The sequence below is a fragment of the Mesorhizobium sp. ZC-5 genome, from assembly GCF_025753855.1.
GTDB lineage: Bacteria > Pseudomonadota > Alphaproteobacteria > Rhizobiales > Rhizobiaceae > Neomesorhizobium.
The window spans coordinates 14,761-35,676 of sequence record NZ_JAOWPT010000003.1 but is presented as its reverse complement, the minus strand read 5'-3'; the positions used below and the strand labels follow the sequence as shown (position 1 = coordinate 35,676).

Below are 20,916 nucleotides of genomic sequence, written 5' to 3'. Positions count from 1 at the left end.
CTGGAGAACTTCCGGCGCGATTTCGCCCGCAAGCTGACCGCCACCTCAAAATCCCTTCTTCAGGCTCCCTAGTATCCCCCGCACCAGCGCGCGGCCAACCGACGATCCGACCGAGCGAACCACCGATTTGATCGCCGCTTCGGCAACCGTCTGGCGGTTGGATGCGCGCGGCCGTGGCGCCGCGCGGCCGGTGGTACGGGTGGTCGGGGCGGCATCGTCGCCAAAGCCCGGAATCGTCCAGCGCGTGCGGCCGCTGTCGGCCGGCTCGGCCTCCTGGGCCTGCTGCTCGGCCTGCGCCTTGTCAGCGGCACGCTTCTGCAAGGTCTCGAACGCTGATTCGCGATCGACGGTCTTGTCGTATTGCCCGGTAACCGGGCTTTCAGCGATGATTTTGGAGCGCTCGGCATCGGTGATCGGCCCCAGCCGTGAAGCCGGCGGCCTGACCAATGTGCGCTGCACGATGGACGGCACGCCCTTCTCCTCCAGCGTCGAGATGAGCGCTTCGCCCGTGCCGAGCTTGGTGATCGCCTCGGCGCAATCGAAATCGGGGTTCGCCCGGAACGTATCGGCTGCGGTCCGCACCGCCTTCTGCTCGCGCGGCGTGTAGGCGCGCAGCGCGTGCTGCACGCGGTTGCCGAGTTGCGCAAGTACCGTCTCCGGCACGTCGAGCGGATTCTGGGTGACAAAATAGACGCCGACGCCCTTCGAGCGAATCAGCCGCACCACCTGTTCGACGCGGTCGACCAGCGCCTTCGGCGCGTCGGTGAACAGCAGGTGCGCCTCGTCGAAGAAGAAGACGAGCTTCGGCTTATCCGGGTCGCCGATTTCCGGAAGCTGCTCGAACAGTTCGGACATCAGCCACAAAAGGAACGTCGCGTAGAGGCGCGGGTTCATCATCAGCTTTTCGGCGGCCAGGATGCTGACCGCACCGCGGCCGTCGCGCGTCGTGCGCATCAGGTCGGCGATGTTGAGCGCCGGCTCGCCGAAGAAGAAGTTGCCGCCCTGCTGCTCGAGCACCAGCAAAGTGCGTTGGATCGCGCCGACCGACGGTTTCGTCACATTGCCGTAGCGCGAGGAAATTTCGTCGGCGCGGCCGGCGATGTTGGCCAGCAGCGACTGCAGGTCCTTCATGTCGAGCAGCAGCAGCCCTTCCTCATCGGCGATCTTGAAGGCGATGTTCATGACGCCTTCCTGCGCATCGGTCAGGTTCATCAGGCGCGACAGAAGCAGTGGCCCCATCTCGGAAACGGTAGCGCGTATGGGATGCCCCTTCTCGCCGAAGAGGTCCCAGAAGATCACTGGAAATTCCTGGAATTCGTAAGGATCGAGCTTCACCTGCTCGGCGCGCGCGACAAGGAAATCCTTGGCCTCGCCCATGGCCGCGATGCCGGAAAGATCGCCCTTGATGTCGGCTGCGAACACCGGCACGCCGGCGTTGGAAAAACCTTCGGCCAGCACCTGCAGCGAAACCGTCTTGCCGGTACCGGTGGCGCCGGTGACCAGGCCATGACGGTTGCCGTACTTCAGCAACAGCTCTTCCGGCCCCTGATAGCTGTCGTCCGGCTTTCGGCTCGCTCCGATGAAGATGCTGCTTTCGTCTGCCATGGACTGGATCTCCGGCGAAGTGGTTTTATCTGTTATGGTGCGGCAAAGGCGCACCGCACTTGGTATAGAGACGGCGTTTCGATGCGACAATGGCGCGCTGGAAAATTGCGTTGCGCTAAAAAATGCCTCGCGAGGGTTGCGGATGGGGCTCACCTTTGGCAATCGATATCGTGATGAGTTCGTGCCCAGGACGAACGCGGCTGGTTTCGAGGAGGAATGATGGACGCCGGCGCGGTATTCAAGGACACAGTTTTTCCGGCCTTTGACCAGGGCCGCTGGCGGGCGCTTGCCGAAAAGGCCCTTGCCGGCGCCGATTTCGAGCAGACGCTGGCATCGCGGACGGATGACGGTATGCGCATCGATCCGCTCGTGGGGCGATCCGCCGGTGCCCGTCCGGTGCTACGTGCCGATCCGGCCGAACATGGCGCGATCACCCAGCGCCTCGACGATCCCGATCCGGTCCGCGCCAACGCCCAGGCGCGCGAGGACATCGCGCAAGGCGCAACCGGCCTCTCGCTGGTGTTCGAGGGTGCTCCGAATGCCTTCGGCTACGGGCTTCCGGCTACCCCCGAAGCGATGTCGACGGCGCTCGAAGGAATTCCCCTCGACAGCACCTATCTGCGTATCGACGCGCATCCGCAGAGCCGCGGCACCGCCGACTGGCTGGTGGCCCTGTTGAACAGACTTCGCGTCGACCCTTCGAAGCTCAGTTTGTCTTTCGGCATCGATCCCGCGGCGGTGTTCGCCGGCACCGGCCGGCTGCGCATGTCGATCGAGGCGCTACGGGCATCGATGCCGCAATCGCTGGCCCACTTCTTCGCGCTTGGCGTTCCCGGCGTGCTGCTTGAAGCCGATGGCCGCGTCTTCCACAATGCCGGCGCCACCGAGGGCCAGGAACTCGGCATCATGCTCGCCTCCTCGGTTTCGCATCTGAGGATGTTCGAGGAGGCGCGCCAGGCGCTTGTCTACGCGGCTCCCCACATCGGCTTTGCACTCAGTGTCGATCAGGACCAGTTTCTTTCGATGGCAAAGGTCCGCGCCATGCGCAAACTCTGGGCGAAGGCGCAGGAAGCCTGTTCGATCCAGCCCTCCCCGGCGATCATCCACGCGGAAACCTCCTACCGCATGATGACCAGGAACGACCCGGAGACCAACATCCTGCGGACGACGATCGCCGGCTTTGCCGCCGCTACCGCCGGGGCCGATTCCATTTCGATCTTGCCCTATACGGTCGCGCATGGCCTTCCCGACCCGTTTGCCCGGCGTGTTGCCCGCAACACGCTGCTGGTCATGGAAGGCGAGAGCCGCATCGATTTCGTCGCCGATCCGGCCGCCGGTTCGGGCAGCATCGAGGCGCTGACGGATTCGCTCTGCGAAGCCGCGTGGTCGGAATTCCAGAAGATCGAGAGCGAAGGCGGCGCCCTCAAAAGCCTTGCCGACGGCAAGATCCAGGCGCGCGTCCGCACGGCGCGCGAGGCACGCGCCGATGCCTACCGAAGCGGCAAGCGGACGCTGATCGGGACGACGCTCTATCCAATGAAGGCGGAACGCCCGGTCGTGACCTTGCCGGCCGAGCCGCGCATCATCGCCGACGAAGGCGCGGTTTCGTGCGAGAGCCTGCCGCCCGTCCGCATCGATCAGTCGATCGAAGGGCGGAAATGATCCCGGACTTTTCGACGATTGCCTGGTCCGATCCGAAGGCCGGGCAGGCAAAGGCTGGAACAGATATCTGGCAGACGCCGGAAGGCATTGCCGTCAAGCGCCTTTATGGCGAAGCCGACCTGGAAGGCGTGCCGTTCCTCGACACCTGGCCGGGCGTGGCGCCCTTCATCCGCGGGCCCTACCCGACCATGTATGTCCAGCAACCCTGGACGATCCGTCAGTATGCGGGCTTTTCGACGGCCGAGGAATCCAACGCCTTCTATCGCCGCAACCTTACCGCCGGCCAGAAAGGCCTTTCGGTCGCCTTCGACCTGGCAACCCACCGCGGCTACGACAGCGACCATCTGCGCGTCGCCGGCGATGTCGGCATGGCCGGCGTGGCCATCGATTCCATTCTCGACATGCGCCAGCTCTTCGAGGGGATCCCGCTCGGCGAAATGACGGTCTCCATGACCATGAATGGCGCCGTTCTGCCGATCCTGGCGCTTTACGTCGTCGCCGGCGAGGAACAGGGTGTAGCGCTGAAGGATCTCGCCGGCACCATCCAGAACGATATCCTCAAAGAGTTCATGGTGCGGAACACCTACATCTATCCGCCGAAGCCCTCGATGCGGATCATCTCCGACATCTTCGCCTACACGTCGCAGCACATGCCGAAGTTCAACTCGATCTCGATCTCCGGCTATCATATCCAGGAAGCCGGGGCGACCGTCGACCTCGAACTCGCCTACACCATCGCCGACGGCATCGAATATGTCCGGGCGGGCGTTGCCGCCGGGCTGGACGTCGACAAGTTTGCGCCGCGTCTTTCCTTCTTCTGGAACGCCGGCATGAACTTCTTCATGGAAGTGGCAAAGCAGCGGGCCGGACGTCTTCTGTGGGCGGCCCTGATGCAGAAGAACTTTTCGCCCAAAAGCGAGAAGTCGCTGGCACTGCGCGCGCACACGCAAACCTCCGGCTGGTCGCTTACCGCGCAGGATCCCTACAACAACATCATGCGCACCATGATCGAGGCGATGGCGGCGACTCAAGGGGGCACGCAGTCACTGCACACCAATGCCTTCGACGAGGCACTGGCGCTGCCCACCGACCATTCGGCGCGCATCGCCCGCAACACACAGCTCATCCTGCAGAAGGAATCCGGCACCACCCGGATGATCGATCCGTGGGGCGGTTCGGCCTTTGTCGAACGCCTGACCCACGATCTGGCCGTGCGCGCCATGCAGCACATCGAGGAGGTCGAGAGCCTGGGCGGCATGGCCGCGGCGATCGAAAAGGGCATCCCGAAGCTGCGCATCGAGGAAGCCGCTGCCCGCACGCAGGCGCGCATCGACAGCGGCGAGCAGCCGATGATCGGCATCAATGCCTTCAAGCCGGAAACTGACATGGAAATCGATGTGCTGAAGATCGACAACGCCGAAGTCCGCGCCCGGCAACTGTCCAAACTGCAGCAGTTGAAGGGCACCCGCGATGTCGGCGCTGTCGAAGGCGCGCTCGATGCGCTGACAAAAGCCGCGCACGGTGACGGAAACCTGTTGGAATTCGCCATTCGCGCCGCGCGCGCCAACGCCACCGTCGGCGAAATCTCGCTGGCGCTGGAAAAGGCCTTCGGCCGCCATGTGGCCGAGGTAAAAACCATCTCCGGCGTTTACCGCAAGGAACTGGGCGACAGTCCGGTTGTCGATCGCGTGCAGGACAAGGTTGATGCCTTCGAGCGCAGAAACGGCGCCAAGCCGCGTATCCTCGTTGCCAAGATGGGCCAGGACGGCCACGACCGCGGCCAGAAGGTCATCGCGACCGCTTTCGCCGACCTCGGCTTCGATGTGACCGTCGGCTCAATGTTCCAGACACCCGAAGAGATCGCCAAGCTCGCCGCCGAGCACGATGTCCACATCGTCGGCGCCTCGTCTCTGGCTGCCGGCCACCTGACGCTGGTGCCGGAACTCAAGGACGCGCTGAAAAAACTCGGCCGCGACGACATCGTCATCGTCGCCGGCGGCGTCATCCCGCCGCAGGATTTCGACGCCGTGCTGGCCGCCGGCGCCGCCGAGATCTTTCCGCCCGGCACGGTCATTCCGGAAGCCGCAGAGCGGCTGATGGACGGGCTGCTCGGCCGGCGCTGAGTCCTACTCCGGCGCGCCGGGAAACATGGCGATGGCTTCGCCGCCGCCGGCCGGCCAGAACCTGATGGTGCGATCCCTGCCGCCGGTGATGATTGTGCCGTCAGCGTCGAACGCCACCGCATAGACCGGTCCGGCATGTCCGCTGAACTGCATTATCTCGTTGCCGGTGTCGACATCCCAGAGCCGCGCCGTGCCATCCAGCGAACCGCTCAGCAAGCGTTTGCTGTCTGCGGAGAGCGCCAGCACGTAGACCGTCCCGGAGTGCCCGTTGAAGCGCCGCACTTCGCGACCGCTTTCGACATCCCAGAGCTTGATCGTATAATCGCCGCTGCCCGTCAGCACCTGGCGCCCGTCGGGCATGAACACCGCACCGTAGGTGCCGCGCTCATGACCGAGCCAGCTGCGCAACAGCTTGCCCTTGTCGATGTCCCAGAGCTTCAGCGTCCCGTCGATACTGCCGCTGATTGCCCGCGTGGCGTCCGGCGAGATGGCGACGCCGCTGATCGACCAGTCGTGACCCGTCAGCACATGCAGCACGGTTCTGTTTTCGACGTCCCAGACGATGACCGTGCCGGCGCGGTGAACGCTCACCGCGCGCCGCCCGTCGGGCGAGAGTGCCAGCTTGTTGGCGCCGCCATGCTCTGGCGCCGAGAAAACATGAAGCACGGCACCGTCGGCAACCGACCTCAGCACGACCTCTCCGTCGTCGCCCGCCGTCAGCGCGCTTTTTCCGTTCGGGAGGAAAAGCGCCGTTCGCGCCATGTCCTTGTGCGTCCCAAGCGTTCTAATCAGGCGTTTTCCATCGATATCCCACAGCTTGATCGTATGATCGGTGCTGGCGCTTATGATCGAGTGCCCGTCCGGCGAAACAGACAGCCAGACGACGGCATCGCGATGCCCATCAGGCTGCGTCGGCAGTTGAACCGGCGGCGGCATCGGCACGGTGGTCTGCGACGGTACCGGCGGAGCGGCGGTCTCGGGCTGCTCGGTGATTTCTGGTGGCGAGGTCAACTCCGGAGCAAGCACAAGTTCTGGCCATGAAGCCTCGTCCGCTGGATTTGGCGTCCCGATGGCTTTGGTGCCGCCAACCCCTTCCTGCCCGGCGGGCGGCTCCGGCGCGAGCGCCTGTTCGGGCGCAGCTGGCGCGGCGTCTGCCGCTGGCTCGACCGAAGTAACCGGGCCGGTCTCGCTGCTTTGCTGCTGGCTCGGCGCAGGCCCGGGCTCGCTCCCTTCATTGACCAGTTGTTCCGCGATTAAAGGCGATGCGCCGAAACGATCGGCAACAAGTGCAACGAGCGCGGCCAGCAGGAAAACGGCGAAGACAGACCGCAAGATTGGCTTTCCCGCGGGTCGTACCGCGACGTTCCTGCCGAACAGTGGCGCGCGGCTTGAAGTTTCTTGACCGGATCGATCCAACCCTCCGCCGGTCCAGAGCCGTCCGGCTCCAAGCAGGCTGGCAACACCTGCCGCAAGAAAAACCGCCACAGAAATTCTGGCGTCCAGAATACCGCTCAAGGCACCAATTCCGCCGCCGCTCAGCCAAAGGTACAATCTAGCGAAGCACATTATGCCGATGCCGAGCAGGAGAACCGCAAGCAACTTGTCGAAAAGACTGACCCTGTTCATTGAAATCCCCTGCCTTGACCTCGACCAGCATGCAACATCGGGCGTTCGATTTGCTGCCTATTCGAACATCCTATGAGCCTGTGTCGCGAAGACTACCTTAGAGAAATCCAGCCGCCAGCTAAAGATGCCCCCTCTTCCTCCATCGTCAAAAATGGACTGAAAGGCTGCTTGCAGGCAGCTCTTGTAATTTCGGTCGGAGTTAATGTTAGAACAAATGTAATAACATCGCTTGCGCGCATGGACCCTCCGTGTTATATCGTCTGTTATAACATAGGAGAGCCGCTATGAATGTCACCTTGCGCAAAATCGGCAATTCCGAAGGCGTCATCCTGCCCAAGGAGGTGCTGGAGCGTTTTAACCTCAAGTCGGGTGACCGCTTGCTTGTCATCGAGGACGGTAACGACTTGCGGCTGCGCCGTGCTTCGGACGATCCGGAGGAGTTCGAGCGGAAAATGAAGATCGCGCGCGAGCGGATGAAGAAGTACGAAAAGACCTATCGCGCACTCGCGAAATGACCGACTTCCATACCCGCGATTTCGTGGAAGCCCTCCACGCGGAGCAGCTACGCCTACACGGCGGAGCTGCTGGCGTGCGAGACGAAGGCATGCTGGAATCGGCCCTTTTCAGACCTCAACAAAAAGAAACATATGGCGACCCGGACATCGCGGACCTGGCCGCCGCATATTTGTTCGGTATCGCCAAAAATCATCCATTCGTCGACGGAAACAAGCGGACCGCATTAGCTGCAGCGGATCTATTCCTGTACTTCAATGGCGTCAATCTTGAAGCTGATGAGGACGACCTCATACAATTCGTACTGATGGTTGCGGCCGGCGAGATCGATGAAGATGGGGCGGCCGCGTTCTTCCGCGACCATATCGAGCCGCTCGACTGATATCGATCAGTCGGCTGCCAGGCCCAGGCTGACGATCTCCCATTCCTTGCCGTTGACCGTGGCCCGATCGCCGACGGAATTACCGAACGCGATCGCCATCAGCGAGGAATGGTAGATCTGCCGTGGGCCGCATCCAGACAAATGGTGTTCCTGACGGGCCGTAGCGTCTTCCCGACGGGCGGGATGCGAACCGGTTGTCGCGACAATCCAGTCATCGCGCTGTTGCTGAAGATGAACGATTCAACCGAGCAAAGACCATGAGCCGTCCGCATATTCGCTCGTAAATCAAATCCGTGTCTCGATCATTTCAGGAAATTCGGCACCGCCGCATTGGCTTTACTCTGGGGAAGCATTAAAAAAACTTCGTTCGCAAGGCGGGTGCATCAAGGAGAACCTTTATGATCTTGTCGGCGCAAACGTTCCGCAACGCTGCTGTGTTTCTATTGAGCCTGTGCTTGTCCGGCCTGTCCGGCGCGGATGTTGCCTGGTCGCAGTCGAATATGTTTGGCTGCGTGCTGGAACGCGTGGGCGCTTCACAGACTGTTCTGCGCTGTCGCGATGGTCTGGCGATCACTCCCGAAGCCGGTGCACGCTATTCACTTGTCGACCGCGATGGGGACGGCAGCGTCGATGCCGTCAGGTTGCAGCGCAAGGCCCTGCTGGTCGACGCACCCGAAGGCCGATCGGGCTCCGGCTTCCAGGTGATCACCCCTCAAGCCATCGCCGCGGTGCGCGGCACGAGATGGGCGGTTGACACCGCTGCTGGCAAAACCTCGGTATTCGTCGTCAGGGGCCGCGTGTCGGTACAAAGGCCGTCAGCAAGCGCGGCTGTCGTGCTTGGGCCAGGCGAAGGCGTCGACGTGGAACCCGGAACCGCGCCGCTTACCGTTCGGCGTTGGCCGCCGGCCCGTGCTGCGGCCCTGCTTGCCCGCCTCGGCCAATGAGGCTCCCGAAGGGCCGCACGCTCCAGACGCTGATCGCGATCGTGCTGGCCGGGCTTTGGGGTGCCGCGCTGGGTTTCGGTCATGCGCGCGGCGATATCTGGTTCCTCGAGCGCGTCGAAGCGACGATGACCGATATTCGCACGCTCATCCGGGGCAAGAGGCAAGCTCCCGATTCAATCACCATTATCGCGATAGACGACGATGCGGTCGGCCGTGCCGGCGGCTATCCGTTACCGCGCGCCACCCTCGCCCGGATAATCGACGCCGTTGGACGCCTTGAGCCGAAGGCCGTGGTTGTCGACATATTGCTGGTCGATCCGGGACCTGAGAGCGAAGATCGGGCACTGGCGCAAGCGCTTGGCGCGAGGCGCAGCGTGATCGCAGCGGCAGCGGTTTTTGCCGAGGGTGAGCAACGGATATCGGCGGCAGGCGATAATCCCGCCGCCTTGTTGCCCAACGCCGACAGGTTTCTGCTGCCGTTGGAAACATTTGCGAACGTCGCCGCGGTCGGTGTGGTCAACGTGGCTGCGGACCGGACCGGATCACCGCGTTTCATGCCCATGCTATTCAGGTCCGGCGACCGGATCGAAGCGTCGCTTCCACTGCGCGTCGCCGCCGTGGCGACAGGCGAAGACCCGGTGGTCGAGGCAGACCGCTTGCTGCTTGGCGAGCGAGCGGTGAGAACCGATTTCGGCCATGTTCTTCCGGTGAGCTTTTATGGACCGCGCGGCACGATACGGACACTCAGCGCCTCTGTCGCGCTTGACGGCCGATTGCCTCCCGACAGCATAAAGGACCATATCGTGGTCATCGGGGCCACGGTAACCGGTGGTGGTGATGTCTTTCCGACTCCGTTCGATTCCATTCTTCCCGGCGTCGAAGTCGTTTCCACGGTAATTGCCAACTTGACCACTGGCGACGGCATCATACGCGACAGGCAGGTCCGTCGCGCCGATGCCGCGTTCGCCGTGGTTCTTCCCATGCTTCTCGTCGGTCTGCTAGCGTGGCGCCGCAGCGCGATCAGCCTTGCGCTGATCGCCGTTGTCATTGCGGCCTGGCTGGCGTTCAATGTGGCAGCGTTTGTGCAAGGCATCTGGCTGAGCTTGGCACTGCCGATGACCGCCGCGGGACCGCCAGCGATTCTCTTCGGTGCAGTGCAGCTCTGGTTGGGCAGGCGACGTGCGCAGTATTTCGCCGACCAAAGTACCCTGCTGCAGCAGTTTCACGCGCCCGGGCTGCAGAAATGGCTGGCGAGGCATCCCGATTTTTTATCCCAACCCGTTCGGCAGGACGCGGCAGTCGTTTTCGTAGACATTTCCGGATTCACCGGATTGAGCGAAACGCTGGGGCCGGGTGCGACGCGCGACCTGTTGAACGAGTTTCACGCGCTCATCGACAAGGTCGTCGTCGGTTGCGGGGGCGTGATATCGAGTTTTATGGGTGACGGCGCCATGATCCTGTTTGGCCTGCCTCAATCTTCGCCGCACGATGCTTTCGACGCAGCCCGCTGCTGTGTCGGCCTCTCCGATCGCACCACGGCATGGCTCGCTTCGCTGCCGGAATCGACTGCCTCACGCATCGGCTTCAAGATTGGCGCCCATTTCGGCACGATCGTTGCGTCGAGATTGGGCGGCGGCAGCCATCAACACATTGCTGCTACGGGCGACACGGTCAACATCGCCAGCCGCTTGATGGAGGTCGCGGCTGGTCAGGGCGTTGAAGTCGCCGCCAGCGAAGAATTGCTCCAAGCCGCCGGTCGCACCTGCGAGTTCTACAAGGCGGGCTCTCTTTCAGGACCTATGGAGACGCCAATCCGTGGCCGGGCCGGCTCACTCGCGGTCTGGCTCTGGCGAAGCCCGTCCATCCCCTGAGTAGCGGATTGTGAGGCAGAGGTCGCTCTGTTGAAGCTCGCCGCTGGGATTTGTGAACCGACGGAGCGACCGACGCTTAGCTCCGCGAACCGCCGTTCGCGGTCATTTCAACGATCTCCCATTCCCTGCCGTTGACTGTGGCCAGATCGCCGACGGACTTGCCAAACAATGCAATGGCCATCGGCGAGGAATGGGAAATCTTGCCGTGGGCTGCATCGGCCTCATCCTCGCCGACAATCTTCCATGTGTTCTTGTGACCGTCATCATCTTCGATCGTGACGCTCATTCCGAAACGCACCACCGAACTGTCGGGATCGGGCACAGACAACTCGGCGTTTTCCCGCCGGGCGTTCCAGTAGCGCAGATCGCGTGAAACCAGCGCGATGCGTTCCCTGCTTCCTTCGGCCTCCGCCTTGCCAAGTTCAGCACGCAGCGTGGCGACTTCGGCATCGATGGCGGCGAGGCCGTTTTCGGTGACAAGGTTGCGATGCTGGCTGACCGGACGCTCGCCGATGTCCGAGATGGCGTTTTCGCTGTCGTCTTCGCGGGTGAAAGCTCTGCTCATAAAGGAAACGTAGGCCCCCAGGCGTCCCAGCACAAGGCATTTAGCCGACCCAGAAAGGTCACCGATCCTGTGGCACAAATCCTGCCAGCTTCATGCCTGAGCAGGATGAACTGTGCCAATGCTGAACAGACGCCGTTTCCTCAGACAGACCGCGGGCTTCGCCGTTGCGGGATTGACGGTTCCCTCCGCCGTCCATGCGGCAAACCTGCCCGGCATCCAGGCTGCGGCGATGCGCGGCTCGATCGATGCGACGGATCTCGGCGCCCGGCCGGGCGCGCTCGACGACCAGAGCAGGATTTTCGCGCGCATGCTGGAAAAAGCCGGCAACCAGGACATGCCCTTATTCCTGCCGCCCGGCACCTACGTCGTCTCCAACCTGACATTGCCGCGCCATCTGCGCCTCACCGGCGTGCCAGGCGCCACCCGCATCATCTATGGTGGCGACGGACATCTGTTTGCCGCCGAGGATGCCGAACATATCGAATTGTCCGGGCTGGTCATCGACGGCGCCAACCGCTGGATCGGCGACCACGCGCAAGGGCTGCTCGACCTTCGCCGCGTCCAGCATCTCGTCATCGACAATTGCCGCATCATGGGCAGTGGCAAGAACGGAATTTCGCTCGAACGCGTCTCCGGACGCATCGAGCGCTCCGAAATCAGCGGCGCCGCCGACGCCGGCATCTACTCCGTCGAAGCCGGCAAGCTGCAGATTCTGACCAACATGGTCTCCGACTGCGGCAACGCCGGCATCCTCGCGCATCGCTGGCAGATCGCCGATGACGGCACCATGATCTTCGGCAATCGCATAGAGCGCATCCTTGCGCGTGCTGGCGGCACCGGCCAGAACGGCAACGGCATCAATGCCTTCCGCGCCAACAGTGTGGCGATCGCCAATAACACCATCGCGGATTGCGCTTTTTCCGCGGTCCGCGCCAACAGCTCCAGCAACATCCAGATCGGCGGCAACTCCTGCATGCGCTCTGGCGAAACCGCGATCTACGCCGAATTCGCCTTCGAAGGCGCCGTTATCAATGCCAACATCGTCGACGGCGCCGCCAACGGCATTTCAATCGTCAACATGGACAGTGGCGGCCGCATGGGCGTGTGTTCTGCCAACATCATCCGCAACCTGTCGACCGATGGCCCCTACCAGCCCGACCCGCCCGGATTCGGTGTCGGCATTTCCGTCGAGGCCGATTGCGCGGTCACCGGCAATGTCATCGAGAACGCACCGCGCTACGGCATGAACATCGGCTGGGGCGCTTTCATGCGCAACGTCGTGGCGACAGGCAATGTCATCCGCAAGTCCGGCACCGGCATCGGCATTTCCGTTGTCGAAGGTACCGGCTCGGCGGTCATTTCCGACAATGTGATCGACGACGCCAAGAACGGCGCCATTATCGGCCATCGCTGGGCAAAACCCGCGACCGGCGATCTCGCGTCACTCGAGAAAAGCGGCTTCGCCAATCTGACGGTCGAGCGAAATCATGTGAGTTGAGCATCGGCGCACTGGTCAGGATACAGGCAGCTTCTATCCAAGCACACTCACCGGCCGCATGACCCCAACCGCTTCGCCCTTGCGGTTTTCCACCACCGGCCGCGAAAGTGCGTTCAATTTCGTGAAAACAGCTTCGTCTTTCGCGAAAAACTCCGCCAGAATCGCCGAAATCGTGATTTCGGCGGCACGGCCTGCACCGTCCTCGCATTTCAGGGCGATACCCAGGCCAAGTTCGGGAATTGCCGCGCAGAAAACGCCTTCGGCACCTGTCTTGACGAAGATCCGGCCCGGCGCGGCTTCCATCAGCCTGGTGCAGGCGCGGCCGGTGCCGGCCACGTAAAACGGCTCGGCCATGCAGGCCGACATCAGGCGTTTCGCGGCTTTCGCGCGTTCAGGCGCGAGGCCGTTTCCGGTCGTCATCCTTGCGAAACCCACGGCGAGGCTCTTCAGCGGCACCGCATAGGTCGGGATGGCGCAGCCGTCGACGGCGGCGTTGTCCTCACCGTGCTTCGCGCCGGTGACCTGCTCCATGGTCTCACGGACAAGCTGCTGGAACCTGTGTTCAATGCCGACATAGCCTTGATGATCGATTCCCTCATAGCAGCAGACGCAGAGAAAACCCGCGTGCTTGCCAGAACAGTTGTTGTGCAACTGGCTCGGGCTGGATCCAGTGCGGGCCAAAGCAACCGTTGCGTCGTGGCCCAGCGGCCAGTGCGAGCCGCATTCGAGCGCGGTTTCATCCAGACCCGCTTTGGCCAGCATGGCTTTCGCCAGTTCGGCATGGCGGACCTCGCCGGAATGCGAGGCGCAAGCCAGCGCCAACTCCTTGTCGCCGAAGCCATACGCGTCGGCGGCGCCCGTTTCGATCAGCGGCAGCGCCTGAATCGCCTTGACCGCCGAGCGCGGGAAAACCGGCATCTCGATATCACCGACCTCATGGGCTAATTTCCCATCGCCGTCCGCGATGACGAACGAGCCGCGATGCACGCTCTCGACAATGTCACCGCGCAAAACTTCGACGAGGACGGGGTTGGTCATGGATTCACCAAAATGCCTGGACTTCCTGGCGATGCACCTATTCGCTCGGGTGCGTGAAGGCAAAGGATTTCCGTGCAATGCGGTTCGTCGCGCGTTTTCTTCTGGCAATCGGCATCATCTTCCTGTTGCCGGCGCTGGCGACCGCCGGCTGGTGGAAACTGCAGGAACACCCGTCGTCGTGGCGTTCCGCCGACTGGACAGGAAGCGGCCTGCTGAAGCCCGCCAGTGCCGACAGCGACGCCGCGATCTATGTGCTTGGCGCCCGCACCGGCGGGCTCAAGGGTGCATTCTCGCTCCACTGCTGGATCGTGCTGAAGCGCAAGGGCGCAGACGAATATGAGCGGTTCGACAAGGTCGGCTGGGGGCTGCCTATCAGAAAGAATGCCTATGCTGCGGACGGCCGCTGGTATTCAAACATGCCTGTGATCATCCACGAGGTTCACGGAGCGGCGGCTGAAAAACTGATGCCCGAGGTCGATGCGGCGATAGCGTCCTACCCCTATGCGAAACGCGGCGACTACCACATCTGGCCGGGGCCTAATTCGAACAGCTTCGTAGCTTATGTCATGCGCTCGGTACCGGCCTTCGGCGGCCAGATGCCGCCGAACGCGGTGGGGCGTGACTTTGCGCCGGGAATCGTTTCGCTCGACTGGTCCGGGCAGACCAAAGACCTGCACGCGACTTTCGGCGGCCTGTTCGGCTTTGCGCTGGGCGCCACCAGCGGTTTCGAGATCCATTTTCTCGGACTGGTCGCGGGCCTCGATCTCTTCAACCCGGCGTTCAAGATTCCCGCCTATGGCAGGCTTTCGCTCACGTCGGCTGATTGAGTTTCGCTACTGATCGAAGGCGTTGAAGAGCACGCTTCTCAGGCCGATCTGCTCGGTGTGGTTGGCTGGTATCTGATAGAGGATATCGTCGATCAGCAGGCCCTTGTCCGTCGAGACCAGAAGCAGCCTGTCGGTCCAGCCGGCGTCGGGCGCGTCCGGAAAAGCATAGCTGATGTCGAGTGCCGTCCGGCCCGACAACTCCTTGATCGGACCTGCCTTGCAAACCGGCGCAAGGTCGGGAAATCCCTGGTAAGGAATGCCGTCGCCGAGCGGTGGCTTGTCGCCGGGCGCTCCCTTGGCAATCGCGTCGTTGCGCGCTTCGGCTTCCTCGATGACCTTCAGTAGAGACGGCGAAAGCAGCGCGCGAACCCGGGTTTCCTCGTCCTTGACGCGGGCCGCGCAGAATTCCGTTCCCACCTCCTCCGGCTTTTCGAATGCAAGTGCCGCTCCACAGCCAAGCGTTGCGAAGCCGATGGAAACGGCGGCGAAAATCTTCAGATGCATGGATTTGCCACCGTCAGCAGGCCGCGCCGAGCAGCTTTCCAAACAGATTCGAGTTCCCTCGTTATCTTGTTGATGCACAACATCTTTCCCGTTCCGTCGAGGTCAGTCATCCGCGAGAATGCCGGTCGACAGAAATCCGCCATCGACGGCAAGAGTATGGCCGTTGATGTAGCTTGCCTCCGGCGACAGCAGGAAGGCGATGGCCGCCGCCACCTCCTCCGGCTCGCCGTATCGCCCCTGCGGCACATGGCCCAGCCAGACGCGTCGGGCTTCCTCGGAATGCAGGCGGGCAATCATCGGCGTCTGGATCGGTCCGGGTGCTACACAATTCACGCGGACGCCGCGATTGCCATATTCCAGCGCCAGCACCTCCGACAGCAGCTTCACACCCGCCTTCGAGGCGCCATAGGCGACGCGGCCGCGATTGGCCCGCAGCCCCGAAACAGAGCCCATATTGACGATCGACAGCGTCGCGCCCATGCGTTCAAGCGCCGCCTTGGCGCAGATGAAGGTGCCGACGAGATTGACGTCGAGGATTTCGCGAAAAAGTTCGGCGCTGGTTTCTTCGGCGGAAAGGTCGCGCGCAATGCCGGCAGAATTGACGAGGCCGCCGATCAGGCCGAGGCGGTCGACGGTCTGGTCGAAGACGTCGGCCACCTCCTCCTCGTCGGTGATGTCGGCCTGGAGGAAGATGGCGTTTTCTTCCGAGAAGGAATCCTCGGCGCGGGCCAGGGCATCCTCGTCGGCATCGACGATGGCGACCGGCCAACCGTCGTCGAGGAGGCGTTCGGCGACCGCGAGGCCGATACCCGAAGCGCCACCGGTGACGACGGCGGAATGCTTCATTTGATACGCTCGAGGATCGACACGTAGTTGGCGACCGCGGCACCGCCCATGTTGAAGATGCCGCCGAGTTTCGCGTTCGGCACCTGGATGCCGCCGGCCTCGCCGGTGAGTTGCATGGCGGTCAGCGCGTGCATGGAAACGCCGGTGGCGCCGATGGGATGGCCCTTGGCCTTGAGGCCGCCGGATGGATTGACCGGCAGGCGGCCATCCCTGGCGGTCTGGCCCTCGGCGACGATCTTGGCGCCCTCGCCCCGCTTGGCCAGTCCCATCGCCTCGTATTCGATCAGCTCGGCGATGGTGAAGCAGTCATGCGTCTCAACAAAGGAGAGGTCGTCGAGCGTCACGCCGGCGTTTTTCAGCGCACGGGTCCAGCCCTGCTCGCAGCCTTCGAACAGAAGGATGTCGCGCTTCGACATCGGCAAAAAGTCCTGCACATGCTCATTGGCGCGGAAGGCGACGGCGCGTTTCATGGAAAGCGCCGTGGACGTGTCGGCCAGCACGATGGCCGCCGCGCCATCCGAGACCAGCGAACAATCGGTGCGCTTCAGCGGTCCGGCGACGAAGGGGTTCTTCTCGCTCTCCTGGCGGCAGAAATCGTAGCCGAGATCCTTGCGCATCTGCGCGTAGGGATTGTCGACGCCGTTCTTGTGGTTCTTCGCGGCAATCGCTGCCAATGCGTCAGACTGGTCGCCATAACGCTGGAAATAGGCGTCGGCGATCTTGCCGAAGACACCGGCAAAGCCTGCCGGAATATCGCCGTCCTCCGGGAGATAGGAGGCGCGCAGCAGGTTCTTGCCGATCTCGGGGCCGGGCGTCGTCGTCATCTGCTCGGCGCCGACCACCAGAACGATGCGCGACGCCTTGGCATCGATCGAGCGGATGCCCTGGCGAACCGCCGCAGAGCCGGTGGCGCAAGCGTTTTCGACGCGGGTGGCCGGCTTGAAACGCAAGCGGTCGTCCGCCTGGAGCACCAGGCTGGCGGTAAAATCCTGCGCCGAAAAACCGGCATTGAAATGGCCGAGTACGATCTCGTCGACGTCGTCGGGACCGATGCCGGCATGTTCCATGGCATCGCGAGCGACGCCGACGATCAGCGATTCCAGCGTCTCGCCTTCGAGTTTCCCGAAGCGCGAATGCGCCCATCCGACGATACAAGCAGTCATCTTCGTCTCCGTAATAATGGCAGCCTAGCACGGGATTCGGCGTGAGGCTTTGGATTTATATTGTTCAAGGATGAACTGTTTTCCAGTGACGGTAAAGGGGTTTTGATTGGTGCAGATGGGCTTTCCGGCGGACTTGTCTTGCCGGCTACGCACCCTCTCTGGCTGACCGCCACCCTCCGGCAATTGCCCCTCACCCTCTCCGGTAAGATGCCCCTCACCCTTACCCTCTCCCCGTAAGGACGGGGGGAGGGGGTCGCCAACGTTACGGCCAGCCTCCTTCTCCCCGTTCTTCACGGGGAGAAGGTCCGGCAGGGGATGAGGGGCATGCATCTTCTTCAGAACAAGTTTCTCCCTTGCCACGCCCGGATTTTTGTCCGTCTGACCATTGAGGCAAGCGGCAGGCCGGACACCTGCCCGGTCATGAGGTGTCGAGGCGCGCCAGTGCCGCGCGGGCGAGCGTGTGGGTTTCGGACAACAGGTCGTGCTCCTCGCGCCGCGTCTCTTTCGGAGCCCGGAGCGGCAGGGAGCCCGGAGGGGATCCGGGCCTGAGCGGTGAGAGCGCAACGTGCCTGCCCGCCGCGCGGGCCTGGATACGCCGGAGCCGCCAGCGCGCCAGGCGATCGGCCTGCGCCGGCAGATCGTCGAGCGCGTTCGCCAGCGCAGCTATGCGGCGCAAAAGGCCCGCGGCGGGAAGCTCATCGTCGCCGGGCATGGCCGGCGGCGGACCTTTCCAGCCCGCGCCACGCGGCTGGCCTGAAAAGAACCATTCGTAGCGCTTCTCCCGGTCGGTCAGCGCGAAAAGCGGCGGCCGTGCATCCGCCGCAGGCTTTTTGCCATCGCCGGACGGACCGGCAGTCCCGCCGCCGTGCATCCGGAGCGGCGCGTCGCCGGCGCCTTGCGCCGGCTGCGTCGCCGGGCGCCCGCAGTTCGCGGCGCGCGATTCCCGGACGGGCAAGCTGCTCGCCAGGACGACGATCAGGCGACGCGTCGCGGCCTCGACCAGTCGGAGCAAAGGAAGCAGCATGCGAACAATGCGGCGGGGCAAGGTCCAGGCCTCGCGGCTGGCCTCCGTGGCACGGCCGGCGCGCCGGGTGTCGGACAGAGCGGCGCGCGTGTCGTCGGCCAACCCCGCATAGACGAAGATAAAGGCGAGCAGGCGCAGCAGCGTCGCGTGATGGCGCTCCGTTTCGCTCTTCCACCGATCCTGCCTGTCCATCGCGCCTCGTCCCGCAAATGAGAATTGGCAAAGGATAAAGGGGGGCCGGAGGGGCGTGGATAAAATGGAGGAGGGAATTTTTTCAGAAATCGTGCACGAGATTGAAATCGCTGCGAAAAAATCTTCGGGAGAGAGCAAAGCCCTCCGAAGACGCGGGATTTTCATCCATCCAAAGTGGGTTCGCTTGTTCCGGAGAGCAGCGTCCTGCGCAGCTTCACGCTGCCGCGACGTTCCGGCATGGATCCTCGGGTCAAGCCCGAGGATGACGAAGCGGAGAAGTTGGTGGCACCCCTCAAGCGTTGCGACTGTCGGAAGCATTCATGACTGCAAGCTTATGTCCAACGACCGCTCGTGCAGCCTCAGTTTTTTGTTGATTGACCGATCAATAAAAAATAGCTTCCAGCCGACTGAGGACACTCATGCCAAAACTCGGAATGGAACCGTTGCGCCGCAAGGCGCTGATCGATGCGACGATCTCGGCGATCGGCGAGCGCGGTTCGCTGGACGTGACGATGTCGGAGATCGCCGGCCGCGCCGGGGTCTCGTCGGCGCTGGCCCACCACTATTTCGGCGCCAAGGACGACCTGCTGCAGGCGACCATGCGGCACCTGCTTGCCGAACTGGGCGGCGACACGCGCGCCGCGTTGCGCAGCGCCGGCAGCGGCCAGGCGCGGGTCTCGGCAATCATCGCCGTGAACTTTTCCGAAAAGCAGTTCCAGCCGGAGACGATCGCCGCCTGGCTCGCCTTCTACGTCGAGGCGCAGAAGGCGCCGGAACTGCGCCGGCTGCTGCGCATCTATGCGCGGCGCCTGCACTCCAACCTGATGAGCGGGCTCGGCCGCCTGCTGCCGCGCGCCGAGGCCGAGCATACCGCCGAGGCGATCGCGGCGCTGATCGACGGCTTCTACATCCGCCGCGCGTTGAAGGACGGCACGCCGAACGCCGGCAGCGCCATCGCCATCATCGAAGACTACCTCGCCACCAAACTTCAGCAGAAAGCCAGATGACCGCTCGTCCCAATATCCTCATCGTCATGGTCGACCAGCTCAACGGAACGCTGTTTCCGGACGGGCCGGCGGATTTTCTGCATGCGCCGCACCTGAAGGCGCTGGCGGCGCGCTCGGCGCGGTTCGCCAACAACTATACCGCCTCACCGCTCTGTGCGCCGGGCCGCGCCTCGTTCATGAGCGGGCAACTGCCGTCGCGGACCCGCGTCTACGACAACGCAGCCGAATTCGCTTCCGACATCCCGACCTATGCGCACCATCTGCGCGCTGCGGGCTACTACACCGGCCTGTCGGGCAAGATGCATTTTGTCGGCCCGGACCAGATGCACGGTTTCGAGGAGCGGCTGACGACCGACATCTACCCCGCCGATTTCGGCTGGACACCGGACTACCGCAAGCCCGGCGAACGCATCGACTGGTGGTATCACAATCTGGGTTCGGTCAGCGGCGCGGGTGTGGCCGAGACGACCAACCAGATGGAATATGACGACGAGGTCGCCTTCCACGCCGAGCAGAAGCTTTTCGAGGCGGCGCGGAGTTCCACCGATGCGGACCGCCGACCGTGGTGCCTGACGGTTTCCTTCACGCACCCGCACGACCCCTATGTGGCGCGGCGCAAATACTGGGACCTCTACGAGGATTGCCCGGCACTCGAGCCGGAGGTCGGCTTCATCGCCTACGAAGACCAGGATCCGCATTCGCAACGGCTTTACAAGGCGAGCGACTACGCGAAGTTCGACATTACGCCTGAGCAGGTACGCCGGGCGCGGCGCGGTTATTTCGCCAACATCTCTTATCTCGACGACAAGGTGGGCGCGCTGCTCGACGTGCTGGAGCGCACGCGGATGCTCGACGACACCGTGATCCTGTTCTGCTCGGACCACGGCGACATGCTCGGCGAGCACGGCCTGTGGTTCAAGATGTGCTTTTACGAGGGTTCTTCCCGCGTGCCGCTGATGATCGCCGGCCCCGGCATCGAGGCGGGCAAAATCACCGCGCCGACCTCCAACCTCGACGTGCTGCCGACGCTGTGCGAGCTCGCGGGGATCGAACTCGGCGGCATCGCGCCATGGACCGACGGGCAGTCGCTGCTGCCGCTGATCGGCGGGGCGGCGCGCGCGGAACCGGTGCTGATGGAGTATGCCGCCGAAGGCTCCTACGCGCCGCTGGTGGCGATCCGCGACGGCACATACAAGTTCGTGTTCTGCGAGATCGACCCGCCGCAACTGTTTGATCTGGAATCGGATCCGCAGGAGCTGACGAACCTCGCGGCGGACCCAGATCATGCCGGTTTGGTCGCAGATTTCACGGCGAAGGTGCGCGCGCACTGGGACATGCAGAAATTCGACGCGGCGGTGCGCGAAAGCCAAGCGCGGCGCTGGGTGGTCTATCCGGCGCTGCGCAACGGCGCCTACTACCCCTGGGAATTCCAGCCGCTGCAAAAGGCGTCGGAGCGCTACATGCGCAACCACATGAACCTCGACACGCTGGAGGAAAGCAAACGCTTTCCGCGCGGCGAATGACGG

21 protein-coding genes are annotated in these 20,916 nt (G+C 63.2%); 12 read left to right on the top strand and 9 right to left on the bottom strand.

Translation table 11 applies throughout. The features are described 5' to 3' along the window. Positions 1 to 45: 45 nt before the first annotated feature. A complete protein-coding gene (locus tag OHD58_RS08665; protein ID WP_263802803.1) occupies positions 46 to 1,605 on the bottom strand; it encodes a helicase HerA-like C-terminal domain-containing protein in 1,560 nt (519 codons plus the stop codon). Between OHD58_RS08665 and OHD58_RS08660 the strand changes: the two genes are divergently transcribed. The 3 genes from OHD58_RS08660 to scpA are packed head-to-tail and all read left to right on the top strand — an operon-like array spanning position 1,580 to position 5,390. Next, positions 1,580 to 1,825 (top strand): hypothetical protein, encoded by a 246-nt coding sequence (locus OHD58_RS08660; protein WP_263802802.1) that lies wholly within the window; start codon positions 1,580 to 1,582, stop codon positions 1,823 to 1,825. The genes OHD58_RS08665 and OHD58_RS08660 overlap by 26 nt on opposite strands. Beyond that, positions 1,825 to 3,267: a methylmalonyl-CoA mutase family protein gene (locus OHD58_RS08655; protein WP_263802801.1), complete on the top strand. Its 1,443-nt coding sequence runs from the start codon at positions 1,825 to 1,827 to the stop codon at positions 3,265 to 3,267. Before OHD58_RS08660 ends, OHD58_RS08655 begins: the two co-directional genes overlap by 1 nt. Beyond that, positions 3,264 to 5,390 (top strand): methylmalonyl-CoA mutase, encoded by a 2,127-nt coding sequence (gene scpA / locus OHD58_RS08650; RefSeq protein WP_263802800.1) that lies wholly within the window; start codon positions 3,264 to 3,266, stop codon positions 5,388 to 5,390. Before OHD58_RS08655 ends, scpA begins: the two co-directional genes overlap by 4 nt. A gap of 3 nt (positions 5,391 to 5,393) precedes the next feature. On the opposite strand, the gene OHD58_RS08645 is transcribed toward scpA, so the two are convergent. Continuing rightward, positions 5,394 to 6,722 (bottom strand): WD40 repeat domain-containing protein, encoded by a 1,329-nt coding sequence (locus OHD58_RS08645; protein WP_263802799.1) that lies wholly within the window; start codon positions 6,720 to 6,722, stop codon positions 5,394 to 5,396. Positions 6,723 to 6,788: 66 nt separating this feature from the next. Here OHD58_RS08645 and OHD58_RS08640 point away from each other — a divergent pair, with 66 nt between their 5' ends. From OHD58_RS08640 to OHD58_RS08630, 3 genes are all read left to right on the top strand, one after another. Next, positions 6,789 to 7,019 (top strand): hypothetical protein, encoded by a 231-nt coding sequence (locus OHD58_RS08640; protein WP_263802798.1) that lies wholly within the window; start codon positions 6,789 to 6,791, stop codon positions 7,017 to 7,019. A gap of 281 nt (positions 7,020 to 7,300) precedes the next feature. Next, positions 7,301 to 7,531: an AbrB/MazE/SpoVT family DNA-binding domain-containing protein gene (locus OHD58_RS08635; RefSeq protein ID WP_263802797.1), complete on the top strand. Its 231-nt coding sequence runs from the start codon at positions 7,301 to 7,303 to the stop codon at positions 7,529 to 7,531. Further along, positions 7,528 to 7,911: a type II toxin-antitoxin system death-on-curing family toxin gene (locus OHD58_RS08630; protein ID WP_263802796.1), complete on the top strand. Its 384-nt coding sequence runs from the start codon at positions 7,528 to 7,530 to the stop codon at positions 7,909 to 7,911. The genes OHD58_RS08635 and OHD58_RS08630 overlap by 4 nt, the downstream gene beginning before the upstream one ends. A 6-nt stretch (positions 7,912 to 7,917) precedes the next feature. Here the strand turns inward: OHD58_RS08630 and OHD58_RS08625 are convergent, their stop codons facing one another. Beyond that, positions 7,918 to 8,052, bottom strand: a complete 135-nt coding sequence (locus tag OHD58_RS08625; RefSeq protein WP_263802795.1) for a hypothetical protein — start codon at positions 8,050 to 8,052, stop codon at positions 7,918 to 7,920. Positions 8,053 to 8,309: 257 nt separating this feature from the next. On the opposite strand from OHD58_RS08625, the gene OHD58_RS08620 reads away from it, so the two are divergent. Then, positions 8,310 to 8,855, top strand: a complete 546-nt coding sequence (locus tag OHD58_RS08620; protein WP_263802793.1) for a FecR family protein — start codon at positions 8,310 to 8,312, stop codon at positions 8,853 to 8,855. Beyond that, positions 8,852 to 10,726, top strand: a complete 1,875-nt coding sequence (locus tag OHD58_RS08615; protein ID WP_263802792.1) for a CHASE2 domain-containing protein — start codon at positions 8,852 to 8,854, stop codon at positions 10,724 to 10,726. The genes OHD58_RS08620 and OHD58_RS08615 overlap by 4 nt, the downstream gene beginning before the upstream one ends. A gap of 76 nt (positions 10,727 to 10,802) precedes the next feature. Here OHD58_RS08615 and OHD58_RS08610 read toward each other — a convergent pair whose 3' ends face one another. Beyond that, entirely contained in the window at positions 10,803 to 11,291 is a 489-nt protein-coding gene (locus OHD58_RS08610; RefSeq protein ID WP_263802791.1) for a GreA/GreB family elongation factor, read from the bottom strand. A gap of 118 nt (positions 11,292 to 11,409) precedes the next feature. Between OHD58_RS08610 and OHD58_RS08605 the strand changes: the two genes are divergently transcribed. After that, on the top strand, positions 11,410 to 12,789 hold the full coding sequence (locus tag OHD58_RS08605; protein ID WP_263802790.1) for a TIGR03808 family TAT-translocated repetitive protein: 1,380 nt from the start codon (positions 11,410 to 11,412) through the stop codon (positions 12,787 to 12,789). Between the two features lie 33 nt (positions 12,790 to 12,822). Here OHD58_RS08605 and OHD58_RS08600 read toward each other — a convergent pair whose 3' ends face one another. Further along, positions 12,823 to 13,827, bottom strand: a complete 1,005-nt coding sequence (locus OHD58_RS08600) for an asparaginase (RefSeq protein ID WP_263802789.1) — start codon at positions 13,825 to 13,827, stop codon at positions 12,823 to 12,825. Positions 13,828 to 13,904: 77 nt separating this feature from the next. Here OHD58_RS08600 and OHD58_RS08595 point away from each other — a divergent pair, with 77 nt between their 5' ends. Further along, the gene (locus OHD58_RS08595) at positions 13,905 to 14,654 is read left to right on the top strand and encodes a DUF3750 domain-containing protein (RefSeq protein WP_263802787.1); all 750 of its coding nucleotides are present in this window, start codon (positions 13,905 to 13,907) and stop codon (positions 14,652 to 14,654) included. A 6-nt stretch (positions 14,655 to 14,660) separates the two neighbouring features. On the opposite strand, the gene OHD58_RS08590 is transcribed toward OHD58_RS08595, so the two are convergent. The 4 genes from OHD58_RS08590 to OHD58_RS08575 form a co-directional block, all read right to left on the bottom strand. Continuing rightward, complete coding sequence (locus OHD58_RS08590) at positions 14,661 to 15,158, bottom strand: hypothetical protein (protein ID WP_263802786.1); 498 nt, start codon at positions 15,156 to 15,158, stop codon at positions 14,661 to 14,663. Between the two features lie 102 nt (positions 15,159 to 15,260). After that, positions 15,261 to 16,004, bottom strand: coding sequence for an SDR family NAD(P)-dependent oxidoreductase (locus tag OHD58_RS08585; protein ID WP_263802785.1), 744 nt, complete (start codon positions 16,002 to 16,004; stop codon positions 15,261 to 15,263). Continuing rightward, positions 16,001 to 17,167 carry an acetyl-CoA acetyltransferase gene (locus OHD58_RS08580; protein WP_263802784.1) on the bottom strand — a complete coding sequence of 389 codons (1,167 nt, stop codon included), beginning with the start codon at positions 17,165 to 17,167 and terminating at the stop codon, positions 16,001 to 16,003. Before OHD58_RS08580 ends, OHD58_RS08585 begins: the two co-directional genes overlap by 4 nt. A gap of 418 nt (positions 17,168 to 17,585) precedes the next feature. Next, the gene (locus OHD58_RS08575) at positions 17,586 to 18,383 is read right to left on the bottom strand and encodes a hypothetical protein (RefSeq protein WP_263802782.1); all 798 of its coding nucleotides are present in this window, start codon (positions 18,381 to 18,383) and stop codon (positions 17,586 to 17,588) included. A gap of 419 nt (positions 18,384 to 18,802) precedes the next feature. Between OHD58_RS08575 and betI the strand changes: the two genes are divergently transcribed. Together betI and betC are read left to right on the top strand one after the other, a co-directional pair. Beyond that, positions 18,803 to 19,390 (top strand): transcriptional regulator BetI, encoded by a 588-nt coding sequence (gene betI / locus OHD58_RS08570; RefSeq protein ID WP_263802781.1) that lies wholly within the window; start codon positions 18,803 to 18,805, stop codon positions 19,388 to 19,390. Next, the gene (gene betC, locus OHD58_RS08565; protein WP_263802779.1) at positions 19,387 to 20,913 is read left to right on the top strand and encodes a choline-sulfatase; all 1,527 of its coding nucleotides are present in this window, start codon (positions 19,387 to 19,389) and stop codon (positions 20,911 to 20,913) included. The genes betI and betC overlap by 4 nt, the downstream gene beginning before the upstream one ends. The last annotated feature ends 3 nt before the right edge of the window (positions 20,914 to 20,916 follow it).

Bases quoted from the DNA above. Each gene is read 5' to 3' on its own strand.
- OHD58_RS08635 (WP_263802797.1), top strand. From the start codon at position 7,301: ATGAATGTCACCTTGCGCAAAATCGGCAATTCCGAAGGCGTCATCCTG.
- OHD58_RS08620 (WP_263802793.1), top strand. From the start codon at position 8,310: ATGATCTTGTCGGCGCAAACGTTCCGCAACGCTGCTGTGTTTCTATTG.
- OHD58_RS08615 (WP_263802792.1), top strand. From the start codon at position 8,852: ATGAGGCTCCCGAAGGGCCGCACGCTCCAGACGCTGATCGCGATCGTG.
- OHD58_RS08655 (WP_263802801.1), top strand. From the start codon at position 1,825: ATGGACGCCGGCGCGGTATTCAAGGACACAGTTTTTCCGGCCTTTGAC.
- OHD58_RS08665 (WP_263802803.1), bottom strand. From the start codon at position 1,605: ATGGCAGACGAAAGCAGCATCTTCATCGGAGCGAGCCGAAAGCCGGAC.
- betI (WP_263802781.1), top strand. From the start codon at position 18,803: ATGCCAAAACTCGGAATGGAACCGTTGCGCCGCAAGGCGCTGATCGAT.
- OHD58_RS08605 (WP_263802790.1), top strand. From the start codon at position 11,410: ATGCTGAACAGACGCCGTTTCCTCAGACAGACCGCGGGCTTCGCCGTT.
- OHD58_RS08630 (WP_263802796.1), top strand. From the start codon at position 7,528: ATGACCGACTTCCATACCCGCGATTTCGTGGAAGCCCTCCACGCGGAG.
- OHD58_RS08600 (WP_263802789.1), bottom strand. From the start codon at position 13,827: ATGACCAACCCCGTCCTCGTCGAAGTTTTGCGCGGTGACATTGTCGAG.
- OHD58_RS08585 (WP_263802785.1), bottom strand. From the start codon at position 16,004: ATGAAGCATTCCGCCGTCGTCACCGGTGGCGCTTCGGGTATCGGCCTC.
- OHD58_RS08660 (WP_263802802.1), top strand. From the start codon at position 1,580: ATGAAGATGCTGCTTTCGTCTGCCATGGACTGGATCTCCGGCGAAGTG.
- scpA (WP_263802800.1), top strand. From the start codon at position 3,264: ATGATCCCGGACTTTTCGACGATTGCCTGGTCCGATCCGAAGGCCGGG.
- OHD58_RS08595 (WP_263802787.1), top strand. From the start codon at position 13,905: ATGCGGTTCGTCGCGCGTTTTCTTCTGGCAATCGGCATCATCTTCCTG.
- OHD58_RS08610 (WP_263802791.1), bottom strand. From the start codon at position 11,291: ATGAGCAGAGCTTTCACCCGCGAAGACGACAGCGAAAACGCCATCTCG.
- OHD58_RS08590 (WP_263802786.1), bottom strand. From the start codon at position 15,158: ATGCATCTGAAGATTTTCGCCGCCGTTTCCATCGGCTTCGCAACGCTT.
- betC (WP_263802779.1), top strand. From the start codon at position 19,387: ATGACCGCTCGTCCCAATATCCTCATCGTCATGGTCGACCAGCTCAAC.
- OHD58_RS08575 (WP_263802782.1), bottom strand. From the start codon at position 18,383: ATGGACAGGCAGGATCGGTGGAAGAGCGAAACGGAGCGCCATCACGCG.
- OHD58_RS08580 (WP_263802784.1), bottom strand. From the start codon at position 17,167: ATGACTGCTTGTATCGTCGGATGGGCGCATTCGCGCTTCGGGAAACTC.